We start from the raw sequence: 23187 nt of genomic DNA on the forward strand, positions 1-23187 counted from the left end.
TCTTTACATCCCGTCCAAATGATTCGTATCATTAATGAAATGTACCGTTTTTTGTTCGCCATCCATTTCAATTAAGCTTATTCCCGTATCTCCCATTTTAAAATAATAGTCCATTGAAATGGGCATTTTGAAAAAAGCACGTAATAGACTATTTATTACACCACCATGTGCAACGATTGCAATTCGGTCATATGTATTCTCTGTCACGATTTTAGAAAAGATTCCTTCTATTCTCATTCTAAATTCAATAAATGATTCCCCGTTTTCAAAACGATCATGAAGGAACTTTGGCTCTGGGTATTTCTTTGCTTCTTCAAACGAAAGACCTGCTTGCACTCCATTATTAAACTCCATTAATTCCTCTTCTAATTGAATTGGGCATCCAATTCCTTCTGCTAACATTTCACCTGTTTCGCGAGCCCGTTTTAATGTACTTGCCCAAATGAAATCTGGCGGGAAATCTGCTTTCACTTTCTGTACAAGCCTTTGCACTTGCTGTCTTCCCTTTTCTGTCAATTCAAAATCAGCTCGTCCTTCATGTACGTTTAAGATATCAGCTTCTGATTCTCCGTGGCGTATTAGTAGTATTTGCATGTTTCTTCACTCCCCTTTTCTCCTTAAAACCAAGAATAAATTTTAACATATTATTAAAAATTTTCAAAACAACAAAAGCAACCCCCATTCATAAGAGAATGAAAATTGCTTTTATTACTAACTAAATTGCTTTTATTACTAACTAAATTTCTTTGAAACACTCTTTAGACTTTCCTCCTACTCCCCAATGCGAACTTGGGATTTCATTCACTAAAACACGGACTCGTCCAACATCTACATCCAAATTTTTCGCGACTACTTCTGTAACATCAAATATTAGATTTTGAATTTGCTCTCGCTTTCTACCTTCTATTATTTGAATTTGTATAATGGGCATTTTTATCTCTCGCTTTACTATTTATTCACAAAACATCGCTACACTTCCCAAATCATCAAATTGTGCAATGATAGAATCTCCAGATTTAAATGCAATCGCTTCAGATAATGCTCCACTTAATACAATATCACCTTTTTTTAATCCTTCATTTTGTAAACCAAGTTTATTTACCGCCCAAGCGATTGCCTCTGCTGGATGTCCCAGCACAGCTGCTCCTGTCCCAGTCGTAGCATTCTTACCGTTCTTTGACATAACCATTCCTACATTTGCTAAATCTATATTCTTAACATCAATCCATTTGCTTCCTAACAAAAATTTTGAAGAGGAACAATTATCTGCTATTACATCAGGTAATGTAAATTTAAAATTCAAATATCTACTATCAATCACCTCTAAAGCTGGCGCAACATATTTTGTTGCCTTTAATACATCATCAGCTGTCACATTCGTTCCCTGTAAATCCTCACCTATTAAAAAAGCAATCTCTGGCTCTACTTTCGGATGAATCAACGTTTCATATTGCAATGGCTCCCATTCGAATGCAAGCATATCGTGCAACAAATATCCGTAAATCGCTTCATCAATCCCCATCATTTGTTGTTTTGCCTTACTCGTTAATCCAAGTTTCACACCAACTCTTTTAGAACCTTCGCTCATTTTTTGTTCAATTAAACGTTTTTGCAGTTTATAAGCATCCTCTACTGTTAAATCAGGATGCTTATCCGTTACTTTTACTACTTCTTTTCTTTCCTTTTCAGCTTGAAGTAAATAGTCAATAATTTCTAAATCTGCCCCTTTCACTAAAGCCATATGTTACACCTCCATTTTTATCTTTGCTAATTCTGCAGCTACATCTAAAATCATATCCTCTTGTCCTCCAACTACTTTTCTTTTCCCCAGTTCTATTAAAATATCACGTGTGTCTACCTTAAAGCGTTGTGCCGCCCTTTCAGCATGTAATAAAAAGCTAGAGTATACCCCTGCATATCCCATTACTAGACTACTTTTTTGAATTTCTTGTGGTACTGGTAATAAAGGGGCAACTATCTCCTCTGCGACATCCATCATCTTATATAAATCTATATCTAGCTTATATCCCATACGATCCAAAACAGCGAGCAATACTTCTGTTTGGGCATTTCCAGCTCCTGCGCCAAGACATCGTACACTTCCATCAATACGTGTCGCTCCTTCTTCAATTGCAGTAATTGTATTTGCTACTGCAACCGAAAGATTATTATGACCATGGAAACCAATTTCAATATTTAAAGATTGACGCAAAGCACGGATACGTTCACGTACTTCATGAGGCAATAAAGCTCCTGCAGAATCTGTTACATAAACTGCTTCTGCACCATAACTTTCCATAAGCTTTGCTTGTTCTACTAACTTTTCAACCGATGCAGAATGTGCCATCATTAAAAAACCGCACACTTCCATACCTAACTCACGCGCAAATTGAATATGCTGAGCGGAAACATCCGCTTCTGTTACATGTGTTGCTACACGAACTAGTTTCGCACCAATATTTGCAGCTTGCTTTAATTCATGAATCGTTCCAATACCAGGAATTAACAAGACAGCTATTTGAGCTTGCTTACACTCATCTACCGCAGCTTCAATGAGCTTCATTTCATTAACTAATGACTTCCCATATTGTAAAGTAGAGCCACCTAAACCATCTCCATGGCTCACTTCGATATAATGCATACCTGCCTCATCTAATGCCCTTGTTACAGATCGAACTTGCTCTTCTGTAAATTGATGTTTCATTACATGACTTCCATCACGTAAACAAACTTCCGTTATTCTCACTGGTCTTTCACTATTTCGCCTCATTCATTACACCTCTTTTCTTCTCTGAAATGATTTGCGTTGCAAATTCTTCACCTACTTTTAATGCTGCAGCTGTCATAATATCTAAATTACCGGCATAAGGAGGAAAATAATCTCCAGCTCCTTCAACTTCTAAAAATACAGTTACACGATTCCCATCAAACATTGGTTCTTGTTTCAAAGAGTAAGCAGGAACATACGTCCTAACCCGTTCTACCATTTTATGAATTGCTTCATAGATAGAAACCTCATCCATATCCTTAACTTCACAATAAATCGTATCTCTCATTAATATAGGTGGCTCTGCAGGGTTTAATATAATTATCGCCTTCCCCTTATCAGCCCCACCAACTTCTTCAATTCCACGCTTTGTCGTAATTGTAAATTCATCAATATTTGCTCTTGTACCTGGACCTGCACTTAAACTGGAAATTGTAGCAACGATTTCTGCATATGTAACATTCGCCACCTCATTAATAGCATGAACAATCGGGATTGTTGCTTGTCCCCCACACGTAATCATATTAACGTTTTTCTTATCTAAAAAATTATTATTTCGAATAGCAGGACAAACAAATGGCCCATATGCAGCCGGTGTTAAATCAATTACTATTTTTTCAAGCTCTTCTAACGTTTTCGCATGATACCTATGTGCTTTAGCTGAAGTTGCATCAAATACAATATCAGCTAAACTGGGATTATCAATAATCGCCTGTATTCCATTATCAAAAACCTCGTATCCGGCTTCTTTCGCCCTCTTTAAACCATCCGATTCTACATCTATTCCAATCATGGCATTGAGGTCTATGACTTCACTTTTTCTTAATTTATACATTAAATCCGTACCAATATTACCTGATCCAATTATGGCCGCCTTTACTTTCTGCACATCTATCCCACCTTTTCATAACATTTTAACCTATATGAATGTAACTGAAACCGATCCTAGTGAACCGAAGTCAGCTTGAATGCTATCTTTACTATTCACTGAGACTGCACCAGATAACGCCCCTGGTAAAATTAACTCTCCTGCTTTTAATTCAATATTAAATTCATGTAGTTTATTAGCTAGCCAAGCAATAGCTTGTGCAGGATGCCCTAATGCAGCAGCACCAGCCCCCGTGGCAATTAAACTATTATTTTTATAAAGTGTCATTCCAGTTGTACGTAAATCTACTTTATCGATGCTAGAAAATCTGTTCCCAATTACAACTTTTGCTGACGAGCCATTATCCGCTACTGTATCGACCAATTTTATTTTCCAATCGGAAATACGACTATCAATTATTTCAAGTGTAGGTACAACATACTTCGTTGCCATCAGTACATCAATATATGTAATATTAGGCCCTTTTAAATCTTTCTCTAAAACAAATCCTATTTCTGCTTCTATTTTCGGAGCTACAAAAGAACTTATTGAGACTGTACTTCCATTTTCTATTTTCATGTCATCTAACAAATGTCCATAATCTGGTTCATTTACCCCAAGCATCTGCTGCATCGCAACACTCGTAAGTCCAACTTTCTTTCCGATTACATAACGCCCTTTCTCCAACTTTCTTTCTACTACTTCAAGTTGAATATTATATGCATCCTCAATAGATAAATTAGCATATCTCTCAGTAAAAGGAGGTATTCCTACACGTGAATCTTCAGCCTGTAATAGTTCATTAGCTAATTCTTTAATTAACAATTGCTCTCACCTCATTTTTAAAAATTTATATATATGTCCAATCCACTACATTGTAACTAGCCCCCACCCATCGACTTATTTTCATAAACATTAAATGAGGGCTCTTTGTAATTAAGTTAAAATATTATCCTTATAATTTCATCGTTACCGTTTTAGCTTCCGTATAAAATTCGAAACTATGACGTCCACCTTCTCTACCAATTCCACTTGCCTTCGAACCGCCAAATGGCGTACGTAAATCTCGGACATACCAGCAATTAATCCATAGTAAACCTGAATCAATTTGTGAAACCACTCGTTGTGCTCGTCTAAGATTATTTGTCCAAACAACTCCAGCTAGTCCATAAATGGAATCATTCGCAATGCGAATTGCATCCTCCTCCGTTTTAAATGGAATAACAACTAGAACTGGACCAAATATCTCTTCCTGCGCTACACGCATACTGTTATCAACATCATATAGAATAGTAGGTTCATAAAAGTTTCCTTCTACTAGACTCTCTACTCTTTTTCCACCATAGGCTAATTTTGCCCCTTCTGAAGTTCCTATTTCTACATAACGATTAACTGTTTCTAAATGAGATTTTGATACAAGCGCTCCCATATCTGTCTCTTCAGAAAGAGGATCTCCAACTTTTATTCTTTTTACAGCCTCTACAAATTTCTCTAAAAACTGTTCATATACACTTTCTTGCACTAGTAATCTTGAACCAGCTAAACAAATTTCTCCTTGATTCCGATAAATAGCTTCAATTGAGCCTTGTACTGCTTCATCTAAATCCGCATCTTCAAATACGATATTCGCTGATTTACCTCCTAGTTCTAATGAAACAGGTATTAAGTTCTCTGATGCATTACGCATAATTGTCTTGCCTGTATTACTTTCTCCAACAAATGAAATTCTTCTAACAGCTGGATGTGTTGTCATTTTTGTCCCAACAGTATTTCCCGGACCTGTAATAATATTAAGTACACCTGGTGGTAGTCCTGCATCATTTGCAATTTCACCAAGCATAACTGCACTTAATGGAGTATAAGAGGCCGGTTTGACAACAACAGTATTACCAGAAGCAAGTGCCGCTGATGCTTTCCATGTCATTTGCATAAATGGCAAATTCCAAGGAATGATTAAACTTGTCACTCCCGCAGGAGCATACTTTGCATATGACATAAAATTATGTTTGTCATAGTGCTCGTGCACCATATATTTAGCCATTTCAGCAAAGAAGCGAAAATTATGAGCCGAACGTGGTATATCGAATCCTTTACTTTCTTTAATTGGCTTTCCCACATCCAGAGTTTCTATATAAGCTAGCTCATCCACTCTTTCCATAATCAAATCCGACATTTTGCATAAAATATTTGATCGCTCTTCCACAGGCATTTTACTCCAAATGCCGCTTTTAAATGTACGTTCTGCCACATCAATTGCTCTTTTGGTGTCCTCTTCATTTGCCTTTGCAATAGATGCAAGCTTTCTATTCGTTGCTGGATTGAACGTATCAAACGTTTCACCACATACAGAATCCACATACTGTCCATCAATAAACAATTTCGCATCTTTCACTTTCAGTTTGTCCGCTAATAATTCTTTGTTCACCTTCTTTACCTCCTACTCCTCAATTTCTAAAACCATCTCAATTTCAATTGTTGTATTATTAGGTAACTGAGCCATACCGACTGCTGAGCGAGCATGTTTCCCCTTTTCTCCAAATATATCTACTAATACATCCGATGCACCGTTCATTACTTTTGGCTGATTAATAAAGTCTTCCGTACTATTTACAAAACCAAGTATTTTTACAATTCGTTTTACCTTATTTAAATCACCTAGTTCATTTCTCACAACACTTAACAAATTCAACATCGATTGCCTTGCCGCTTTATACCCTTCATCAATTGAAATATCTTTTCCTAATTTCCCGTGATACTCATCTACACCTTGTCCAGCAGTAAATAATAAGTTACCTACTCTTACACAACTAACATAATTTCCAACTGCCGGGCGAATAGCTGGTAGTGTAATTCCCAACTCACTTAGTTTATCCTCAGGTGTTTGTACTCTCTGCATATGCTACACCTCGTTTTTTTATATCAATATTTAAAAATTCCGCAGCATTTCCCCCAAGCATTGCTGCTTTTTGTTCCTCTGATAAACTGGCTGTTTCATCAATCACTTTACCCGGATCAACTTCTCGCAATAAAAATGGATAATCTGAACCCATGAAAATCTTTTCATGCCCAAACCTTTCAATCATATATTTCAAATTAATAGGATCATAATTTAAAGAATCAAAATAAAATTTCTTTGCATAATAACTAGGAGGATGCGTAGTCAATCGTAAATGCGGCCATACTTTCCAGCCTTGATCTAACCTTGGCAAAATATATGGGAAAGAGCCGCCGCCATGCGCAAAACAAACCTTTAGCAGTGGAAACTTCTCCATTATTCCACTCCATACTAATGTAGCTGCCGCAAGTGCCGTTTCACTCGGCATCCCAACTGTATACATAAAATTATGATGTGGCATTCTATCACGCCCTAATGTTTCCCATGGATGAATAAAAATCGGAACTTGCCATTTTTCAGCCATTCGAAAAAATTCAATAAACGATGGGTCATCTAAATTTTTTCCATTTACGTTTGTACCAATTTCAATACCATGTAAATTTAATTCCGTTATACAACGCTCCATTTCACGAATCGCAGTTTCTCCATCTTGCATCGGAACCGTTCCTAACCCTACAAAACGATCTGGATATGCTAAAACTGTTTCTGCAATAAAATCATTTTGAATACGTGCCATACTTTCGGCTTCCTCTGGTTTTGCCCAATACGAAAATGTAACGGGGATTGGTGATAGAACTTGAATATCAACACCTTCACGATCCATATCTTCAATTCTTTTCTTAGGACACCATACTTGGTCTGTCACGTCTCGAAAATTTTTACCTCCAACCATAATACTTGCACCACATGTACAAGTCCGATTTAATATCGGCCAACGGCCGCCACCAAACTTCTCTTCAAAATCTGGAAAAGTTTCAGGAATAATATGTGTATGAAAATCTATTCGCACTTCCATTCCTCCACTTCCTCTGGCATAATATGACCGCAGTTTTTACACGCTCGAATTTCTTTATTTGAATTAAAACTATGAATTGCTTCTTTTACTTGTTTTTCAATATCACTTAATTGGACGCGTACACGATGCATTTCATGATTACACTCATCACAGAACCAAACGAAATCCTCAAGTTCTCCTTGGCTACGTTTTCTTTCAATTACGAGCCCATATGTGTTAGCAACGCGATGTGGTGAATGCGGTACCATAGCTGGGAGCATAAATACATCCCCTTCTTTTACTGTGACGACTTCCCGCTTCCCTTCTTCTGTAATACACTCCACATAACATTCACCTTTAATTTGATAGAAAAATTCATCTGAAGGATCTACGTGGAAATCACGTCTTCTATTTGGACCACCTAATATCATGGCGATAAACTCTGAATCTTGCCAAATAACTTTGTTATTTACTGGTGGTTTCAATAACTCCTTATTCTCATCAATCCATTTTAGTAAATTAAAAGATTGCAATGTTTTAGACATACTATTTCCTCCTTATAATTCCTTTTTATTTATATCGTTTTAAAAGACCAACCGAGTAAAGAACTAGACTTTTGCAAATCCCCATGATAGACATAATCTCTAATTCTCGTTGAAGATATTCGCTCACCTTCATCACAGCAAACATCTTTCACTATAGAAAGGTTGAATTGTTCTCTTAGTAGCTCAATATTTCCCTCACGATTTTTTCCAAACCTAAAATCTTGACCAATAAAAATTTCTACAGGGCTTAACCTTTTTATATCTTGAATAAAGCAACTCGCACTTTTTGTTATATAAGACTCATCAAACCGAATTACAATCACATGTTCAACACCAAGGTTTTGAATACGTTTCACTTTCTCATCAATAGTCGTTAATACTTGCGCTCCTTGAAAATATGAGCGTGGTGGTGGATCAAATGTGTACACAACATTTGTTATCTTTAATGCTTTTGCCTTCTCAACCGCATTTTTAATTACGGCTTGATGACCTTTATGCACACCATCAAATACTCCAATTGAAACAATAGATTCCGTTAATTCAGGTATACACTGCTCATGTATATAAATGATACTCATCTCTTTTCTTCTAAAGTTAAATTTCCAAATAACCAAATTCCTTTGAAATCAAATTTGCCGTATTCATCACACTTTGAATTATGATTTCACGGTTACTTCCTTGCATATACGATATAGGTCCAACAATATTAAGTGCCGCAATAGTTCTCCCAGTATAAGATCGAATAGGAGCTGCAATTCCATACAGTCCATGCTCATTTTCGTTATCACTAATTGAATAACCTTGCTTACGAATTTTCTGTAACTCTGTTTGGAATTGTTTGACACATGTAATGGTATTGGGTGCTCGTCGTAAAAGCCCTTTTTCTGAAGTATATTCTAAGGGTGATGAATGAAATGAAAGCAGCACTTTCCCTGTGCTTGTACAATATGCAGGTTCTCTTGATCCAACATGTGTTGAAATTTGAACGGACTCCTTCGATGAAACTTTCAATATAAATACAACATCACCACGGTCAAACATACCGATATGCACAGTACCACTAAAATTTCTTACTAGCTCTTCAACAAGCGGAATCGCTCCACTATATATCTCTTGCTGAAACATGACTTGATTTCCCCACTCTAACAATTTCCAACCTAATCTATATTTTCTTTGCTCATCTTGTATGAGCATTCCTTCTGCACACAACGTACGAACAAGATGGTGAACCGTACTTGCATTCATATTTAGCTTTTCCGCTATTTCCGAATTACCTAGCACAGGCTCATCACTTGTGAAGCAATTTAGAATTTTGCAAATTTTACTGATAGAAGCGATCAAATCATATACCTCCCCTATTCCAGTTACAGTTCTCACGTTCTAGATATTGTTAAAAATATAAGAAGAATTACATCCTAACAGTAAAATTCTTTCTATCATCTATTGCTCCTTCCTTTTCCAAACAAAAATGTAAGCGCAAACATTTTTTGTTTAACTTAAGGCCCCTTCAGATGAACTCGATTGCAACGCATTGTTCACAAGTGAAAAAGTTTGTTGTTTTTTGTACGCATTATAAAACATTCCCATTTTACGCACCGGATCTCCAGAATAATAACGCTCATATTGTAATAACCGTTGTCCAAAAGCCTCACCACATAAGTCCCATGCTAATTTAAACAAACGAACCCGTTCCTCAGAGGATACTCCTTCACGCCCGATATAATACTTTTGCATATCATCATAAATCTCGGGGTTCATAAAATCAGCACCTGTCGGTGACATTAATAATCCACCCGCACCTATAGTTTGAATAATCTCAATAGCCCGCGGATACATCTTAGGTAATAAACTGCGTATCGTATCAAGCGGTAACCTCGCAGGAATAACTTCTCCATATGAATTCGTTTCATACTCATATTCAGCTACTTGCAGGAGAGCACGTATCGTTTCGACATCTTGCATAAGCTCTGCTAACTGGTTTTGTACATTTAAAAAACCATCTACTCCAATCGAATCTGCTAATTTCATAGCTACTTCAGCTGCAAAAGATAGTTTTACTAACCCTCTTACCCCAGATTGATGTGCTGGTTGATGACCAATTCCGGTTTTAGGATACAATTGATTCCCAGCTTCCACACTTTGATAAATAAATACTTTATCCCACGGGATAAACACATTATGAAATACTAGTAATGCATCCATTTCCTCAAACCTTGATGCGAGTGGATGATCAAATAAAGATCGTTTTCCATCTTGCATTGGCTCACGACATAGAATTCTTAGACCTGGTGCGTCAATTGGAACTGCAAAAGAAATTGCATGACGTTCATCACCTGGCTTAAAACTTGGATAGGAATATATTATTACCTCATCCGTAATCGGCGCCAGTGTCGCTAACATTTTAGCACCACTAACATACATTCCTTCCGCTGTTTCACTTACTACCCCTAAATGCATTGTTTCATCTTCTTGTTGATGGGAGGCCTTACTCCGATCATTTTGCGGATTAATAATTGCGTGTGTTAAAAACAAATCATTATCCCTTATATGTTTATAATAATTTTTTATATTCGCTCCCCATTCTGGATTAAACTTCTCAAAAAACCACGAATTACTTGCCATTGAAGTAACCGTTACATTTAAAAAATCAGGTGTTCTACCCATTAAACCATAAGTGGCTTTTGCCCACGCTTCAAATAATTCGCGGCGTACTTTTAAATCCTCATAATTTCTCGGTACTAAAAATGCATTTGATACCCTTTCTCCTGTCTCTTCGCATATATGAGTAATCTTATCTTGATATTCTGGATTGTGCTGCATATCATATAAGTTCGCAATTTGTATAATTGGTTCACGAAAAACATCTTCATTTACTACATCCGTTACTTTTCTTCCTCCAATCCAAATTTCAGGATTTCTTTTTCGCAACCCTTCAATATACTGTTCCCCTGTTCTAATTGCCATTCTTTCCCCTCCATTTTCCAATAATAATATACTAAAAAGTTTAGAAATTTTACCAGATGTCTGAATTTCCAATCATTATATCAATTCTATTTCTTACAGATTCTCCTTTATTTCATATTATGAAATCTTAAAATTTTTTTAGTGAATATGAAAAAGTAACGGTTTCCCGTTCCTCACCTATTTAATATATAAATTAAATAGGTGAGGAAAATAAAAAAGAGAAATGGCATCCCATTTCTCTTTTTCACTCTTATTGTTCTTTTTCTGTATTATTTAAAGGCAGTTTCTTCGCCTGTTTTTCTTTAAAAATTTCACCAATTGCCCCGAGAGTACCAAGTGTTTCAATTGCATTAGATGGAATAAAGACTTTATTTGCTGGCCCTTTCGCAACTTCAGCTAATGATTCAAATGATTTGTAAGCAAGTATACGTTCATCTAAATTCGCCTCGCGAAGTAATTCAATTCGATTTTGTTCTGCTTTTGCAATTTCCTCAATCGCTCTTGCTTCCCCTTGCGCTTCTAATTCTTTTGCTTCTTTAATACCTTCTGCTTCTCGAATACGTGCTTCTTTATCCCCTTCAGCCATTAAGATTTTACTTTGCTTTTCCCCTTCAGCACGAAGGACTTTATCTTGTTTTGCAGCTTCAGCTTCTAATATGATCGCACGTTTATTACGCTCTGCTTTCATTTGTTTTTCCATTGATGCTTGCACATCTTTCGGCGGATTAATATCGACAACTTCAACACGTTCAATGCGAACGCCCCATTTTTCTGTAGCTTCATCAAGTGCTAAGCGAATTTCTGTTGAAATTTTTTCACGACCAGATAACGTTTCATCCAGTTCCATTTTACCAATGATTTGACGCATCGTTGCTGAAGTAATGTTACGTACACCGTATTCATAGTTCGAAATACCATATGTCGCAAGTTCCGGTTCAACGACTTGATAGAAAATAATTGTATCAATTTCCACTTGTACATTATCTTTCGTAATTACCTTCTGCGGTGGTACATTCGTTTGTTGAATACGCAAGTCGTGATATACGCGAACGCGATCCACAATCGGAATTAATAAATTTAATCCCGGCTGCATAACCCGCTGAAACTTACCAAATCTTTCAACGACTCCAACTTTTTGCTGTGGAATAATTTTAATTGTTAATGCGATAAATGTAACAACAATTAGTGCAAAAATAATCGTTAACGTTAATGCTACCATATTTATTCACTCTCCTTTTTTACTTGTAATATAGTACTATGCCTCTTTATAACAATAACTTTTTCTCCGGCATCAATTGGATCATCTGCAATAGCTGTCCAAGTATCTCCATCCACTTTCACAATGCCGTTCACCTCATTTGTAATCGCTTGCATAACAATCCCTTTTTTACCTGCAAGCATATCTACTGTATCAGTAAAACCTTTTGCTTCCCGAAAGTTTTTTGATATTCTTTTCGTAAAGAAAGTCAATGTTAAACTTACAATCGCACCAACAAAAACTTGTAACAGTAGTGCTTCAGGAACAAACAAAGCAATAAGACCTCCGACAACAGCTCCAATTCCAAGCCAAAGCATGTAAAATGTAATCGACAGCATTTCCGCAATAAATAAAATACCAGCTATTATAAACCAAATTACCCAAGCAGCCATTTGCAACCCTCACTTTCTTTCTCATTTTCTATATGTATATGAAGAAAAGAATGGTTTATCCGCCCTTTCTCATACATGGGCGCTTACTACAAGCTATTGTACATTTTCACTGTTACAATGAGTATTATTAAAATACTATATTAATATATTCTTCATTATACATGAAAATCCCTTTCAAAAAGTGACAAAAAATTTAATTCTTTCAAAATTTATTTTTCAAATTATAATTATTATAACTACTGTCATATTTTCCCCAGAAAGGGTGTGTACTTATTGCAAAAACGTTCATTGACTTACTATTTAGGATCGAAAATATGCATTACTCTCGCTGACATCGTATACGTAATGATTATTACAACTCATATGTATATCACAACGAAATCAGCTACATTAACTGCTCTTTTTCCATTATTACAAGTCATAACTAATCTTATAGCAAATACATCTGCACCACTTATAATGAATCGTTTTCCATCTTATTCATTACTGTTTACACTACAATGGATAAAAACTGCTCTATTATTTTTATTAATGATATTATTCCCGGTCCTTTCCACAAACATTGTAGTACTATTCATTTTCATTTTTTTCATTTCATTATGTAGTGGCTGGAGCGCTCCATTACTATACGGTATTCTTCCGCGCCTTACACCGAAAGAAAAATTAGTAAAAGTAAATAGTATTTTTTCCTTTTCCACACAAATTGCACAAGCCGCTGCTTATTCATTTACAAGTGTTATTGTGCTTCTTATCGGTGCTTCTTCTACACTCATGATGAATAATATTTTGATGATTTTCGGATGTGTTGCACTACACTTTTCATTACGATCCATACATACTGAACGAGTAATAGAGCCTTCTTCTTCAAAAGGTTATACTTTATTGGAAGGTTGGAAGCTCTTATTTCAAAACCCTTCTCTCCGTACTGTTACATGTATGGACTTAATTGAAACTTTTGCAGGAACGATATGGATCGGTGCTATTACGATGGCTTATGTAACAACTGTCCTTCATAAAGGAGAAGAATGGTGGGGATTTATTAATACAAGTTATTATGTTGGGACGTTAATTGGCGGTCTATTAGCGTGGAAAATGAGTACATACATTCAAAACAATTTAATACGCTCTATGGCGATAGGCTCTCTTCTGTTTAGTATTCTTACATTTTTATATGGTATAACAAGTAGCGGATTTATTGCGCTGTTCCTATGCATTCTAATGGGCCCATGTTACCAAATTAGAGATATTTCTCAAGCAACTGTTTTACAATCCAGCGTCGCTCCATCTTTATTATCAAAGATGTATACAGCTCACGGCGCTCTTCTCTCAACAGCTTCTGGCCTTTCTATGCTGAGTGTTGGCATTATTACCGATTTGTTCGGTGTTCGTACGATCTATATTCTCGCTTCAATCCTTATATTGTGCTCTGCTTGTTTATCATTTAACTTATTAAAATATGATAAGACAAAGCAAAAAAACATGTCACTTTAATGAACAAAATAAATAGGACAGGATTTCCTGCCCTATTTATTTATTTATGATAAGTTAGGAGATTTCCGATGCTTTGTCGCTTGTTCAAAAGCGTATGCGAGTTTAATTAAAGTCCCCTCACGAAAAGCAGTGCTTGCAAGCGTAATTCCAAATGGTCTCCCGTTATCCATATATCCCGCAGGTATTGCTATAGACGGATAACCTGCTTTCGCACATATAGTGGAGCCTATATAAGAAGGGAACAGAATCGCATCAAGATTATATTTTTCCAGTGCAAAATCAATGCCTTGTTCTTGTGAAAAATATATATCTTCTAATCTTGCATTTAAATATTGTGGATTTCTTAACGTATTAGGAAAATCTTTTCTTCTTTCTAACTTAGTTTGTCCATATCTCAGAGCTCTTTCTGCTATGTTTTCATTAAACTCCATTAACTCTGAAATAGAATGGACTGGTATAGTAGAAGGCAATTTCGAAAGATAGTTATCTAAACTATGCTTTAATTCATAAAGCGATACACCCCAACTCCATTCTCTATGAAAAGACGGAATATTAATATCCTCTACTACTGTCGCACCCTTACTACGTAATACTTCAGTTGTTTCCTTAAACAAATTCTCATCATACTCACCAGATTTATAATAATCTTTTGGTGCGTTGTTATATACACCAATCTTTGTTCCATTTAAACCGTTAACATCCAAATACTTTGTATAATCATGTTCTGCTATCCCTTCACTTTTACGAGTAGCTACATCTTTCTCATCTATCCCTGTTAAACTCCCTAGCAAAATAGCAGCATCTGTTACTGTTCTAGCAAATGGCCCCGCTGTATCTTGCGAATACGTAAATGGAATAATACCTCTACGACTAATTAAACCAACAGTCGGTTTAATACCGACTACAGAGTTTTGAACAGCTGGACTCAAAATAGAACCATCCGTTTCTGTTCCAACCGATACTACTGTAAAGTTAGCAGCAACTGCTATGGCAGATCCTGTACTTGAGCCACCAACAAACATATCATCCTCACCCGTACCGTAAGGGTTTATTGTTTGTCCACCTCTTGCACTATATCCAGCCCACATGTCAAATGACATTGCATTTGCTAATTCTGTCATATTTGTTTTCCCTATTATCACTGCTCCTGCTTCTCGCAGCTTCGTAACGAGAAATGCATCTTCACTACTTATATGTTGTTCTAGCGCAATTGTACCTGCACTTGTATGCATAGAGTCATTCGTTTCAATATTATCCTTAAGTAAAACCGGTATACCATGTAATGGACCTCTTTTACCTTTAATCTTTCTTTCATAATCTAACGCTTCAGCAATAAAGATGGCGTCTGGATTGATTTCTAAAATAGAATTAATTTCCGGTCCATCTTGATCATACTTTGCGATTCTATGAAGGTAATACATAACTAGTTCTTTTGAAGTTAACTTTCCATCTTCCATCGCTCTTTGTATATCATGAATTGTTAATTCTTTTTGTAGTAGTGTATTGAACTGAATCTCCATTTTCATTCTCCTTCTATAAACCTTTATTGATAGCATATCTCTATTACTTTTTCATTTTCTCCGCTCCTCACATATACAACTACAATCCCTCTATAAGAATTCAACTTACCGATGTAAAAACCTTTTATTTCCTGAAAAATAAAAAAAGTCCGAAACGATTTCACCTTCGCCTCAGACCCTATTATTACTGCACGTATACCTCATCTAACAAATGTAAAAACTCACCTTGTTTCCCCGCTAATTCAGGGCATTTTGCAATATCAATCCATTCATAGCAAAATACTAAGCCTTCATCTTCCTCACCGGCACTTACAATATGTTCCCAACGATTTTTTACATCTGTTAGTAATGTTACGTGAAAGAAATGGCGTTTTTCATATTCCTTTTTTTCTCTCACATGTATGATGTAATCAGCTAGGAATCGTTCTATGCATAAATGACGTAACCCAGACTCTTCTTGTACTTCACGTAAAATCGCTGCTTCTAGCGTTTCCCCTTCGTCAACTGTTCCCCCTGGCACTTGTATACCAGCTTCAGGTGTATCACGATGTTTAAAAACAAGCAGTTGCATAGCTCCTTCTTTTTCTCTTGTCACATATGCGTGTACTTTCTTCTTATATAACACCGTCATAATCCTTCTCTCCCCTCAATTGTTCACTGCGCTACTTCTTCAAGTGTCAGTTGATTTTCATATAAATATGTAGCTTGTGGATTTCCCACATACCTCACGTGCCATGGTTCAAATCGATAGCCCGTAATCGATTCTTTCTCTTTTGTATATCGAATGACAAAACCAAATTTATGGGCATTTTCAGAAAGCCACTGCCCTTCTTTCGTTTCACCAAAAATTGTCTCTAACTGAAACTTAGCAGATTGTGATGTGATATCCATAGCTAGTCCTGTTTGATGTTCACTCGTTCCAGGAACTGCACTCGACATTGCCGTTTTGGCTTCTCCATCTTGTTTTTTATACATTGTATTTAACGCTTTTTGCCGATCAAAAGATCTAAATCCAGAGACTGCAAATAAGAAAACACGCTCCTTATCCGCTTGCTGAAACATTTCCTCAAGCGCACCGGCCGCCTCTTTCCTCATTTTTTTCTTTTCTTGATCACCTTCACTAGAATAGCGCACTTTCGGAATAACTAAATCTGGCGGTCTATACCCGTCTGGTAAACGCCTACTTTTATTCACAAGCACAAGCATTGAATTCGGATTACTAATTACCGCAATATCTCCATCCATATTCGCAATCGTTTCTTTCGCTTTCGGAAATATGTTATTTACATTCACCTCGCGCGCTTGCTTATCCTTATACATTTTATAATTGATTCCCGCTACTCCAACAATGAGTATCGCCGCTACGATACCAAGTAGTATCCATCTTTTTTTCATATAACGACCTCTTATTTTAATAATTTGGCCATTTCATACTCATCGATGTTCTCTCCATCGATAATAAGAGCAGCTCTTTTGACACCTTCTTTCTCAAATCCAGCTTTTTTATATAGTGCCTGAGCTCTTGTATTGTGGGCCATTACCGTTAATTCAAAACGCCATACATCATGTAATCTTGCCCACTTCTCGACCTCTTTAAACAATCTAGTCCCAATACCTCGCCCACTATACTCTTGCAAAATCCCAATTACAATACTTGCTACATGTCTCTTTCTTTGAATATGATTTCCATTCACTAAAATAAACCCTACTATTCTCTCTTCTTCAACTGCTACCAATATTGTTGCATATTTATTTTCTACAAAGCGCTGAATCATTTGCTCTTGTTGCTCGGCTGTGAATTTCCTTTCTCCTGGTTCATACAACATAAATTTTGTTTCTTCATCTAATTGCTTACTTAATTGCAAAAATGATGCTGCATCTTCTACTTTGATTTCCCTAATCACTTCAATCACCCTACCAATTTCATAATAAAAAGCTTTCCTTGTAAAAAGATTTTCTCTACTTTCCCGAAAATCCCTTTGTAAATCTCCCAGTATAATTTGACAAATTTCGATCTTACTATAACATCGACAAATTATGTCTATTCTGTGACGCATCATTAATTACAAAAAAACGCAAGCTTTACACTCATGTTTTTTCAGACTCTCGCATTCATTTCTGTTTCACTTTATCCATTCACTTTTTCTGCCTGCCAGAAATATTCACCAAACGCTTTAGCTAGCGCATCAATCGATCGATTTAGTTCTTCCTCTGTATTATCTACGCCACCAACTTCAATTAATATCGCTTGTCCTGACAAATCTTGATTGTAGACACCATTTCCTGTTTGGAATCCTTTTTGAATGACACCACGACTAACGCCTGGATATTTCTTACTAATCGTCTCATGTAATGCCGTTGCTAATTGCAAGTTTTTTTCATAGTTTTTGTTACCTTTCCCTACTACAAACGCAAGCTTCGCATATGATTTATCACCGATTATTTTTGTCGTGACATTTTTCCGAGCACTATCACGATGTAAATCAAAGAAGTATTGTAATTCTTTATTGCCGGCCATTGCTTCTTGTACAATTTCTCGTGACATTTTATAAGAACTATTACTATTTAACCCTTTACTAATCAACTTTTGACCAACATCAGTCTTGTCGTTAGTTGCTCCGATTCCTTCATTTGCTAATTGTTCACGAAATCGGTCGCCGACTATTGAAATATTCGTTACGGAACTTGTGGCTTTATTCGGATTTGGATCATTTGTTAAATTCAATAATGGCAAATAAGATTCCCAGCTATGCGAATGATAAATAAATGCAACTTGTCGTTTTCCTGTCGTTTGAGCTGGTTGCTTTTTCTCTTTATTCGTATCCGGCTTTTGAGCCTGTCCACCTTCTCCAGTCCGTTCTTTTACTACTTCTTCAAGTGGAACGCTCGACTCTATAGGCAAGTTAGAATAATTTGTTCCTTCACCCGCAATAACAATTTCTGTATCGTACTTACCGAAACCAGGTAGCTCTTTACCGACAAAACTGCGTACATCGTTAAAACGAATATTCGTTGCCATAGAAAAGAGAAACGAAGATATTGAAAAATCTTGATTTAAATTTCGATATTCCTGTGTAAAATAATGATTCTCTTTCCCAAGAACGTACATGTAACCATTCATTGATAACTCATTTAACCAATTATATAAATACGTTGACTTTGTCCCTTTCATAGAGGTTACCATCATACTAATAAGAAAAAAAGTCGCTAGTACTGTAGCAATAATAAATAATACTAACTTACGTACACTCGTGAATTTCACATAAAAAAAGCCTCGATTCATACTATCACCTCTCTATTTCAAGTTATGTACAAGCTCTAGAGAATAGACCGTCTAAATTCAGGCTATATTGTTAATGAGGTGAAATGAATTGAAACTACTAATAGGAACACTACCCGTTGTACTATCATTTATTTTTTATTGGCTTGCTAAGCATCCTACCATCCGTGTTGCGTTACATATTTCAGCATATCTAGCACTTTATGTACTCGGTACAATCATTTCTATTCATATATATGATGTTTTAATACAAGACTTAGTTTTTATGACAAGTATTCATGGGATTTTACTAAATCCATTTTTTCTTATATCAGGAGCGTATATAGGGATATACACTTTGTACCTACTTTTGTCCTACATTATTACAAATATAGAAAATGGAGCGCAATGAAATGCAACCACCGTTCATCTGTCATACATGCAAAAAAAGAATTACGCGAAAGAAAGATCTTATTACTACCACATGGTACTTCCGCTTTTATGTATTTCATAGTGATTGTTTTAAACGACAGCAAGTTTTTATCTCACGATTTATCCCTGTGAATACACTTATTAATTTCTTTCTTATTATATATGGGCTGATTGTTGGTAGCATTCTTATGACTGTAGAGCCCTCTATCATTTGGCTTGTTTTCTTACTTCCAATTTTATATCGGTTTCTTTCCTATTATTATGTTGAACGTTTTTTCTCTAAATGAAAGTTAGACTTTCCTCTAGGAATACTTAAACATTCCCACTCATTTTCTTTTAACATTTTACCAATGTAAATCATTTGTCCAATGTGCAAAGCATAATGAGAAATTTGTCTTTCAATTGCTTGCATGACAGTATGTGCTTCACCGCGAATATATACCGTCTGCAATAAATGTTCTGACGTTAGTGCATTCATCGTTTTAAAAACATATTCCCAACCTTCATTCCATGCTGCGAGTACCTCTTTCTTAGAAGAATAATCACCTTCAAATTCAGCATCTCGGTTACGATCTATTTTTTCACCGTCAGATGTTAAAAAATCCGTCCATCTAGAACGCATATTACCGTGCAGATGCTTAATTATAATTGCTATGCTATTTGTTACTTCATGAGAAGACCATTCAATCTGTTCATATGATAATTGTGAAAGCACCCGTTCCCCTTGTTTCTTTGTTGCTTCAAAATTCGAAATGGCACACTGTACGTATTCGCGTCCAATATCCATGTTCCCCCGCCTTTACATTAACTAATTTTTGTTCCATTTGGTAATTCCATATTAGGCTGCAGTAATACAACATCACCCGCTTCAGGTACTCCTCCTAAAACAAGTACTTCTGATTTAAATCCCGCTACACGCTTTGGCGGAAAATTTACAACAGCAACGATTTGCTGACCGATTAAATCTTCTGGGTTATATCTCTTCGTAATTTGAGCACTTGACTGCTTCATTCCAAGCTCTCCAAAATCAATTTCTAGTTTAATCGCTGGAACTCTCGCTTCTTTAAATTCCTCTGCATGTGTTACAGTCCCAATCCGTAAATCCAAAGTTAAAAAATCTTCAAAATTAGCCATTTTATCACTCCTTTCATTTATTACTTAGACAAAACAAAAAAATCCCCTTTAAAAAAAGAAAGGCGCCTAAGCACCTTTCTTTTGTAATTCACTTGATTCATTTGATTTATAGAAGAAGAAACCGAGGATCCCGCCAATACATGATGGGATTAACCATCCTATTCCTTCTTTATATAATGGTAACATTTGTAGTACGTTAGAAATCGCGTCAATTTTAATATTCGCACTTTCTAAACCGTTAAAGAAACTAATTAACAACGCACCTAAAATAGCTCCAATATAAATGGTATTACGCTTCCCAATCCATTTATGGAAGTAAGAAAGTACAATTAATACGATTGCAACTGGATAAATGATCATTAACACTGGTAAAGTAACTGCGATTAATTGTGTTAAACCTAGGTTAGATACAATTAAACTAAATACACATACCATTGTTACAATCGTTTTATGCGAAAGTTTTGGGAATAAGTTTGTAAAGAAGCCAGCACAGGCTGATGTTAATCCAACAGAAGTTGTTAAACAAGCAAGTACAATAACAAGTCCTAATAAAATTTTACCACTTGTTCCATATAACTCATTTACAACATTCGTTAAAATAAGTCCACCATTCTCTGATACCCCAAGTGATGTACTTGTTGAACCAAGATAAGCAAGTGATAAATAGATTAACGTTAAACCAAGTACAGCGATAATACCTGATACTACTGTTATTTTTGCAATTTGATTACTCTCTTTTATTCCTTTAGAGCGGATAACTTGTACAACTACAATTCCAAATACAAGCGCACTAATTGCATCCATCGTTAAATATCCTTGAATAAATCCACCAAAGAAAGCATTTTCCTTGTATGCCTCTAGCGGTGCAGCTGGTTCTCCAATCGGATCAACAATTGCCTTTCCGACAATTACAGCAACAATTAATACTAACAATGGTGTGAGAAATTTCCCGAACCAATCCACTAATTTTGATGGATTTAAAGATAAATACCAAGTTATTCCGAAGAAAATTATAGTGAAAAGAAATAGCATGTACCATTCGGAAACTAATGCCTCTGATAAAAATGGCTTCATACCCATTTCAAATGAAACGGCTCCCGTACGCGGAATCGCGAAAAAAGGTCCAATCGCTAAATAACTAATTAATGGGAAAACAAACGCAAATATAGGGTGAACTCTAGAAGATAGCGCTTTCAAGTCCCCCTCTACAAACGCGACAGCTGTTACAGCTAATAGGGGTAATCCGACTCCCGTTACAAGGAATCCAATTGTAGCAACCCAAACATTCTCTCCAGCTTGTTGCCCTAAAACTGGTGGAAAAATTAAATTTCCTGCTCCTAAAAATAGTGCAAATAACATTAAACCAATTGCTACCGTATCACCTGGCCTTAAACGTCCCTTCATGCTTTTCATTTGCATAGCACTTTTTCATTGTTTATCTCTATTTTCACAATATGCTATGCATCCTCCTCTCTGTTCAAGCTGATAAAATATGCCCCTTACAAAGCAGTGTCTTTCTCCATAATTTCTCCAGTCCCCTTATTTTTACTCTAATTATTAATTTTTGATTTTTTTGAATTTTTAAATCATTAGAGTGGTATTGCGTGGAGTATAGTTGTCAGACCTCTTTGTTTTTATCACACATATAGTAACATATTTAGTTGAAAAATAAAAACATATTTTCAAATTGACTTTTTTGAAAATCAAAATTATCTACATTTTTTATTCTTTTGCACAAATATTGTTTCAGACTCACTTATTATCCTATCGTTATTTTCAAATAATTTTATACACGTAACATAACAAAAGCCATCCAACATAATTAGACGGCTTTTGCATATTATTCTATCGTTTCAACTTCACGTGGGTTTTTCATCTCTTCCACATACACCACTCTAAATCCGTGATCTTCTAAATCTTTCAATAACGTCTCTAATTCACCATCGTTAAACTCTTCTCCTAATGTAAACATAATTCTACGAACTAATAAAGCATCATTATCAAAAGTCATTAAACTTTGGATACCTGTATATTTTTTTAATACTGTCGATAATTTTTGAATAGCCCCATTATAATCTTGTGTCCCAATCATGACAGAATATTTACTAGAATGAACGCCCCAAGCGTCTTCTAATAGCTCAAAAACTTTTTTATGCGTTAAAATCCCAAGAAAGACTCCTTTTTCATCAACTACTGATAAATAAGGTAATTTTTTTATTGTAAAAAATACTTTAAAGAACGAAGAATCTTCTCTGACATATCCTTCTTTATCGTTTAATAGTTGTAATACACTTTCTTCCAGTGAACCTTTATATTCTAAAATATCTACTTTATATATATTCCCTAAATATTTCTCTTTTTTTTCATCTAAAACTGGTACACAACGATAACCAGTTTTATTTAAATGCTCTAGCGCTTCCCCTACTGTAATTGAACTTGAGCAAAATAAAACTTCCCTTTTCGGCACATAATTCCCTTTAATCCTCATAAACAGCCTCCTTATGTTAAAATACTTTCTGTGCCATAACTATATTATATTTTCAGAAAAAAATAAATGATTTATTTTATTTTTCTGAAAATTATTCATTTTCTTGTCATAATTTATTCACGTTTCATTCAATTCTATCCACTACAATACTAAACTTCTTTAAGAAAAATATATTGTAA

At 35.7% G+C, this 23187-nt stretch carries 27 protein-coding genes; 3 read left to right on the top strand and 24 right to left on the bottom strand.

Translation table 11 applies throughout. The features are described from left to right. Nucleotides 1–3: 3 nt before the first annotated feature. From QCI73_RS16895 to QCI73_RS16965, 15 genes are all read right to left on the bottom strand, one after another. On the bottom strand, nucleotides 4–594 hold the full coding sequence (locus QCI73_RS16895; RefSeq protein ID WP_001166461.1) for a histidine phosphatase family protein: 591 nt from the start codon (nucleotides 592–594) through the stop codon (nucleotides 4–6). A 142-nt stretch (nucleotides 595–736) separates the two neighbouring features. Then, entirely contained in the window at nucleotides 737–931 is a 195-nt protein-coding gene (locus QCI73_RS16900; RefSeq protein ID WP_483299566.1) for a 4-oxalocrotonate tautomerase, read from the bottom strand. 21 nt (nucleotides 932–952) lie between these two features. Next, nucleotides 953–1741 carry a 2-keto-4-pentenoate hydratase gene (locus QCI73_RS16905; protein WP_353823389.1) on the bottom strand — a complete coding sequence of 263 codons (789 nt, stop codon included), beginning with the start codon at nucleotides 1739–1741 and terminating at the stop codon, nucleotides 953–955. A gap of 3 nt (nucleotides 1742–1744) precedes the next feature. Beyond that, a complete protein-coding gene (gene dmpG, locus QCI73_RS16910; protein WP_042874946.1) occupies nucleotides 1745–2770 on the bottom strand; it encodes a 4-hydroxy-2-oxovalerate aldolase in 1026 nt (341 codons plus the stop codon). Continuing rightward, complete coding sequence (locus QCI73_RS16915; protein WP_071742469.1) at nucleotides 2757–3656, bottom strand: acetaldehyde dehydrogenase (acetylating); 900 nt, start codon at nucleotides 3654–3656, stop codon at nucleotides 2757–2759. The genes dmpG and QCI73_RS16915 overlap by 14 nt, the downstream gene beginning before the upstream one ends. A gap of 30 nt (nucleotides 3657–3686) precedes the next feature. Further along, nucleotides 3687–4460 carry a 2-keto-4-pentenoate hydratase gene (locus tag QCI73_RS16920; RefSeq protein ID WP_353823390.1) on the bottom strand — a complete coding sequence of 258 codons (774 nt, stop codon included), beginning with the start codon at nucleotides 4458–4460 and terminating at the stop codon, nucleotides 3687–3689. Nucleotides 4461–4590: 130 nt separating this feature from the next. Next, nucleotides 4591–6060, bottom strand: coding sequence for an aldehyde dehydrogenase (locus QCI73_RS16925; RefSeq protein WP_001031170.1), 1470 nt, complete (start codon nucleotides 6058–6060; stop codon nucleotides 4591–4593). 12 nt (nucleotides 6061–6072) lie between these two features. After that, nucleotides 6073–6531 (bottom strand): RidA family protein, encoded by a 459-nt coding sequence (locus QCI73_RS16930; protein ID WP_001190048.1) that lies wholly within the window; start codon nucleotides 6529–6531, stop codon nucleotides 6073–6075. Further along, nucleotides 6509–7546, bottom strand: a complete 1038-nt coding sequence (locus QCI73_RS16935) for an amidohydrolase family protein (RefSeq protein ID WP_000453804.1) — start codon at nucleotides 7544–7546, stop codon at nucleotides 6509–6511. Before QCI73_RS16935 ends, QCI73_RS16930 begins: the two co-directional genes overlap by 23 nt. Then, nucleotides 7531–8070 (bottom strand): 3-hydroxyanthranilate 3,4-dioxygenase, encoded by a 540-nt coding sequence (gene nbaC / locus QCI73_RS16940; protein ID WP_000047733.1) that lies wholly within the window; start codon nucleotides 8068–8070, stop codon nucleotides 7531–7533. The genes QCI73_RS16935 and nbaC overlap by 16 nt, the downstream gene beginning before the upstream one ends. Nucleotides 8071–8099: 29 nt before the next feature. Further along, nucleotides 8100–8648 carry an FAD synthetase family protein gene (locus tag QCI73_RS16945; protein ID WP_353823391.1) on the bottom strand — a complete coding sequence of 183 codons (549 nt, stop codon included), beginning with the start codon at nucleotides 8646–8648 and terminating at the stop codon, nucleotides 8100–8102. Between the two features lie 16 nt (nucleotides 8649–8664). Further along, nucleotides 8665–9411 carry an IclR family transcriptional regulator gene (locus QCI73_RS16950; RefSeq protein WP_000561976.1) on the bottom strand — a complete coding sequence of 249 codons (747 nt, stop codon included), beginning with the start codon at nucleotides 9409–9411 and terminating at the stop codon, nucleotides 8665–8667. A 150-nt stretch (nucleotides 9412–9561) separates the two neighbouring features. Further along, complete coding sequence (locus tag QCI73_RS16955; RefSeq protein WP_327924486.1) at nucleotides 9562–11034, bottom strand: 4-hydroxyphenylacetate 3-hydroxylase family protein; 1473 nt, start codon at nucleotides 11032–11034, stop codon at nucleotides 9562–9564. A 250-nt stretch (nucleotides 11035–11284) separates the two neighbouring features. Continuing rightward, nucleotides 11285–12253: an SPFH domain-containing protein gene (locus QCI73_RS16960; protein WP_000226261.1), complete on the bottom strand. Its 969-nt coding sequence runs from the start codon at nucleotides 12251–12253 to the stop codon at nucleotides 11285–11287. A gap of 2 nt (nucleotides 12254–12255) precedes the next feature. Beyond that, on the bottom strand, nucleotides 12256–12684 hold the full coding sequence (locus QCI73_RS16965) for an NfeD family protein (protein WP_353823392.1): 429 nt from the start codon (nucleotides 12682–12684) through the stop codon (nucleotides 12256–12258). A 273-nt stretch (nucleotides 12685–12957) separates the two neighbouring features. On the opposite strand from QCI73_RS16965, the gene QCI73_RS16970 reads away from it, so the two are divergent. Continuing rightward, complete coding sequence (locus tag QCI73_RS16970) at nucleotides 12958–14175, top strand: MFS transporter (protein ID WP_353823393.1); 1218 nt, start codon at nucleotides 12958–12960, stop codon at nucleotides 14173–14175. A gap of 44 nt (nucleotides 14176–14219) precedes the next feature. On the opposite strand, the gene QCI73_RS16975 is transcribed toward QCI73_RS16970, so the two are convergent. The 5 genes from QCI73_RS16975 to spoIIP all read right to left on the bottom strand — a co-directional run bounded on the left by QCI73_RS16975 (nucleotide 14220) and on the right by spoIIP (nucleotide 18978). Beyond that, on the bottom strand, nucleotides 14220–15695 hold the full coding sequence (locus QCI73_RS16975; protein WP_353823394.1) for an amidase family protein: 1476 nt from the start codon (nucleotides 15693–15695) through the stop codon (nucleotides 14220–14222). Nucleotides 15696–15879: 184 nt separating this feature from the next. Beyond that, nucleotides 15880–16326, bottom strand: coding sequence for an NUDIX hydrolase (locus QCI73_RS16980; RefSeq protein ID WP_262725020.1), 447 nt, complete (start codon nucleotides 16324–16326; stop codon nucleotides 15880–15882). 23 nt (nucleotides 16327–16349) lie between these two features. Further along, nucleotides 16350–17090 (bottom strand): M15 family metallopeptidase, encoded by a 741-nt coding sequence (locus tag QCI73_RS16985; RefSeq protein ID WP_000747655.1) that lies wholly within the window; start codon nucleotides 17088–17090, stop codon nucleotides 16350–16352. An 11-nt stretch (nucleotides 17091–17101) separates the two neighbouring features. After that, entirely contained in the window at nucleotides 17102–17599 is a 498-nt protein-coding gene (locus QCI73_RS16990; RefSeq protein ID WP_353823395.1) for a GNAT family N-acetyltransferase, read from the bottom strand. Between the two features lie 224 nt (nucleotides 17600–17823). Next, nucleotides 17824–18978 carry a stage II sporulation protein SpoIIP gene (gene spoIIP, locus QCI73_RS16995; protein ID WP_353823396.1) on the bottom strand — a complete coding sequence of 385 codons (1155 nt, stop codon included), beginning with the start codon at nucleotides 18976–18978 and terminating at the stop codon, nucleotides 17824–17826. Between the two features lie 88 nt (nucleotides 18979–19066). On the opposite strand from spoIIP, the gene QCI73_RS17000 reads away from it, so the two are divergent. Together QCI73_RS17000 and QCI73_RS17005 are read left to right on the top strand one after the other, a co-directional pair. Continuing rightward, complete coding sequence (locus tag QCI73_RS17000) at nucleotides 19067–19366, top strand: hypothetical protein (protein ID WP_262725018.1); 300 nt, start codon at nucleotides 19067–19069, stop codon at nucleotides 19364–19366. A gap of 1 nt (nucleotide 19367) precedes the next feature. Further along, entirely contained in the window at nucleotides 19368–19673 is a 306-nt protein-coding gene (locus tag QCI73_RS17005; RefSeq protein WP_002091944.1) for a hypothetical protein, read from the top strand. Here the strand turns inward: QCI73_RS17005 and QCI73_RS17010 are convergent. The 4 genes from QCI73_RS17010 to cbpA all read right to left on the bottom strand — a co-directional run bounded on the left by QCI73_RS17010 (nucleotide 19646) and on the right by cbpA (nucleotide 23008). Next, nucleotides 19646–20173: a DUF1572 domain-containing protein gene (locus QCI73_RS17010; RefSeq protein WP_353823397.1), complete on the bottom strand. Its 528-nt coding sequence runs from the start codon at nucleotides 20171–20173 to the stop codon at nucleotides 19646–19648. The two genes, QCI73_RS17005 and QCI73_RS17010, sit on opposite strands and share 28 nt — an antisense overlap. A gap of 17 nt (nucleotides 20174–20190) precedes the next feature. After that, nucleotides 20191–20520, bottom strand: a complete 330-nt coding sequence (gene csaA, locus QCI73_RS17015; RefSeq protein WP_001263033.1) for a chaperone CsaA — start codon at nucleotides 20518–20520, stop codon at nucleotides 20191–20193. A 66-nt stretch (nucleotides 20521–20586) separates the two neighbouring features. Beyond that, on the bottom strand, nucleotides 20587–21924 hold the full coding sequence (gene brnQ4, locus QCI73_RS17020) for a branched-chain amino acid transport system II carrier protein BrnQ4 (protein WP_014297788.1): 1338 nt from the start codon (nucleotides 21922–21924) through the stop codon (nucleotides 20587–20589). A 436-nt stretch (nucleotides 21925–22360) separates the two neighbouring features. After that, entirely contained in the window at nucleotides 22361–23008 is a 648-nt protein-coding gene (cbpA, locus tag QCI73_RS17025) for a cyclic di-AMP binding protein CbpA (protein ID WP_001220514.1), read from the bottom strand. Nucleotides 23009–23187 lie beyond the last annotated feature (179 nt).

This window comes from Bacillus cereus group sp. MG16 (assembly GCF_040459875.1).
Lineage (GTDB): Bacteria > Bacillota > Bacilli > Bacillales > Bacillaceae_G > Bacillus_A > Bacillus_A paranthracis.

Coding starts and splice junctions, on each gene's coding strand:
- QCI73_RS16895 (WP_001166461.1), bottom strand. CDS start 594: ATGCAAATACTACTAATACGCCACGGAGAATCAGAAGCTGATATCTTA.
- QCI73_RS16900 (WP_483299566.1), bottom strand. CDS start 931: ATGCCCATTATACAAATTCAAATAATAGAAGGTAGAAAGCGAGAGCAA.
- QCI73_RS16905 (WP_353823389.1), bottom strand. CDS start 1,741: ATGGCTTTAGTGAAAGGGGCAGATTTAGAAATTATTGACTATTTACTT.
- dmpG (WP_042874946.1), bottom strand. CDS start 2,770: ATGAGGCGAAATAGTGAAAGACCAGTGAGAATAACGGAAGTTTGTTTA.
- QCI73_RS16930 (WP_001190048.1), bottom strand. CDS start 6,531: ATGCAGAGAGTACAAACACCTGAGGATAAACTAAGTGAGTTGGGAATT.
- QCI73_RS16935 (WP_000453804.1), bottom strand. CDS start 7,546: ATGGAAGTGCGAATAGATTTTCATACACATATTATTCCTGAAACTTTT.
- nbaC (WP_000047733.1), bottom strand. CDS start 8,070: ATGTCTAAAACATTGCAATCTTTTAATTTACTAAAATGGATTGATGAG.
- QCI73_RS16945 (WP_353823391.1), bottom strand. CDS start 8,648: ATGAGTATCATTTATATACATGAGCAGTGTATACCTGAATTAACGGAA.
- QCI73_RS16955 (WP_327924486.1), bottom strand. CDS start 11,034: ATGGCAATTAGAACAGGGGAACAGTATATTGAAGGGTTGCGAAAAAGA.
- QCI73_RS16960 (WP_000226261.1), bottom strand. CDS start 12,253: ATGGTAGCATTAACGTTAACGATTATTTTTGCACTAATTGTTGTTACA.
- QCI73_RS16965 (WP_353823392.1), bottom strand. CDS start 12,684: ATGGCTGCTTGGGTAATTTGGTTTATAATAGCTGGTATTTTATTTATT.
- QCI73_RS16975 (WP_353823394.1), bottom strand. CDS start 15,695: ATGGAGATTCAGTTCAATACACTACTACAAAAAGAATTAACAATTCAT.
- QCI73_RS16980 (WP_262725020.1), bottom strand. CDS start 16,326: ATGACGGTGTTATATAAGAAGAAAGTACACGCATATGTGACAAGAGAA.
- QCI73_RS16985 (WP_000747655.1), bottom strand. CDS start 17,090: ATGAAAAAAAGATGGATACTACTTGGTATCGTAGCGGCGATACTCATT.
- spoIIP (WP_353823396.1), bottom strand. CDS start 18,978: ATGAATCGAGGCTTTTTTTATGTGAAATTCACGAGTGTACGTAAGTTA.
- QCI73_RS17005 (WP_002091944.1), top strand. CDS start 19,368: ATGCAACCACCGTTCATCTGTCATACATGCAAAAAAAGAATTACGCGA.
- QCI73_RS17010 (WP_353823397.1), bottom strand. CDS start 20,173: ATGGATATTGGACGCGAATACGTACAGTGTGCCATTTCGAATTTTGAA.
- csaA (WP_001263033.1), bottom strand. CDS start 20,520: ATGGCTAATTTTGAAGATTTTTTAACTTTGGATTTACGGATTGGGACT.
- brnQ4 (WP_014297788.1), bottom strand. CDS start 21,924: ATGAAGGGACGTTTAAGGCCAGGTGATACGGTAGCAATTGGTTTAATG.
- cbpA (WP_001220514.1), bottom strand. CDS start 23,008: ATGAGGATTAAAGGGAATTATGTGCCGAAAAGGGAAGTTTTATTTTGC.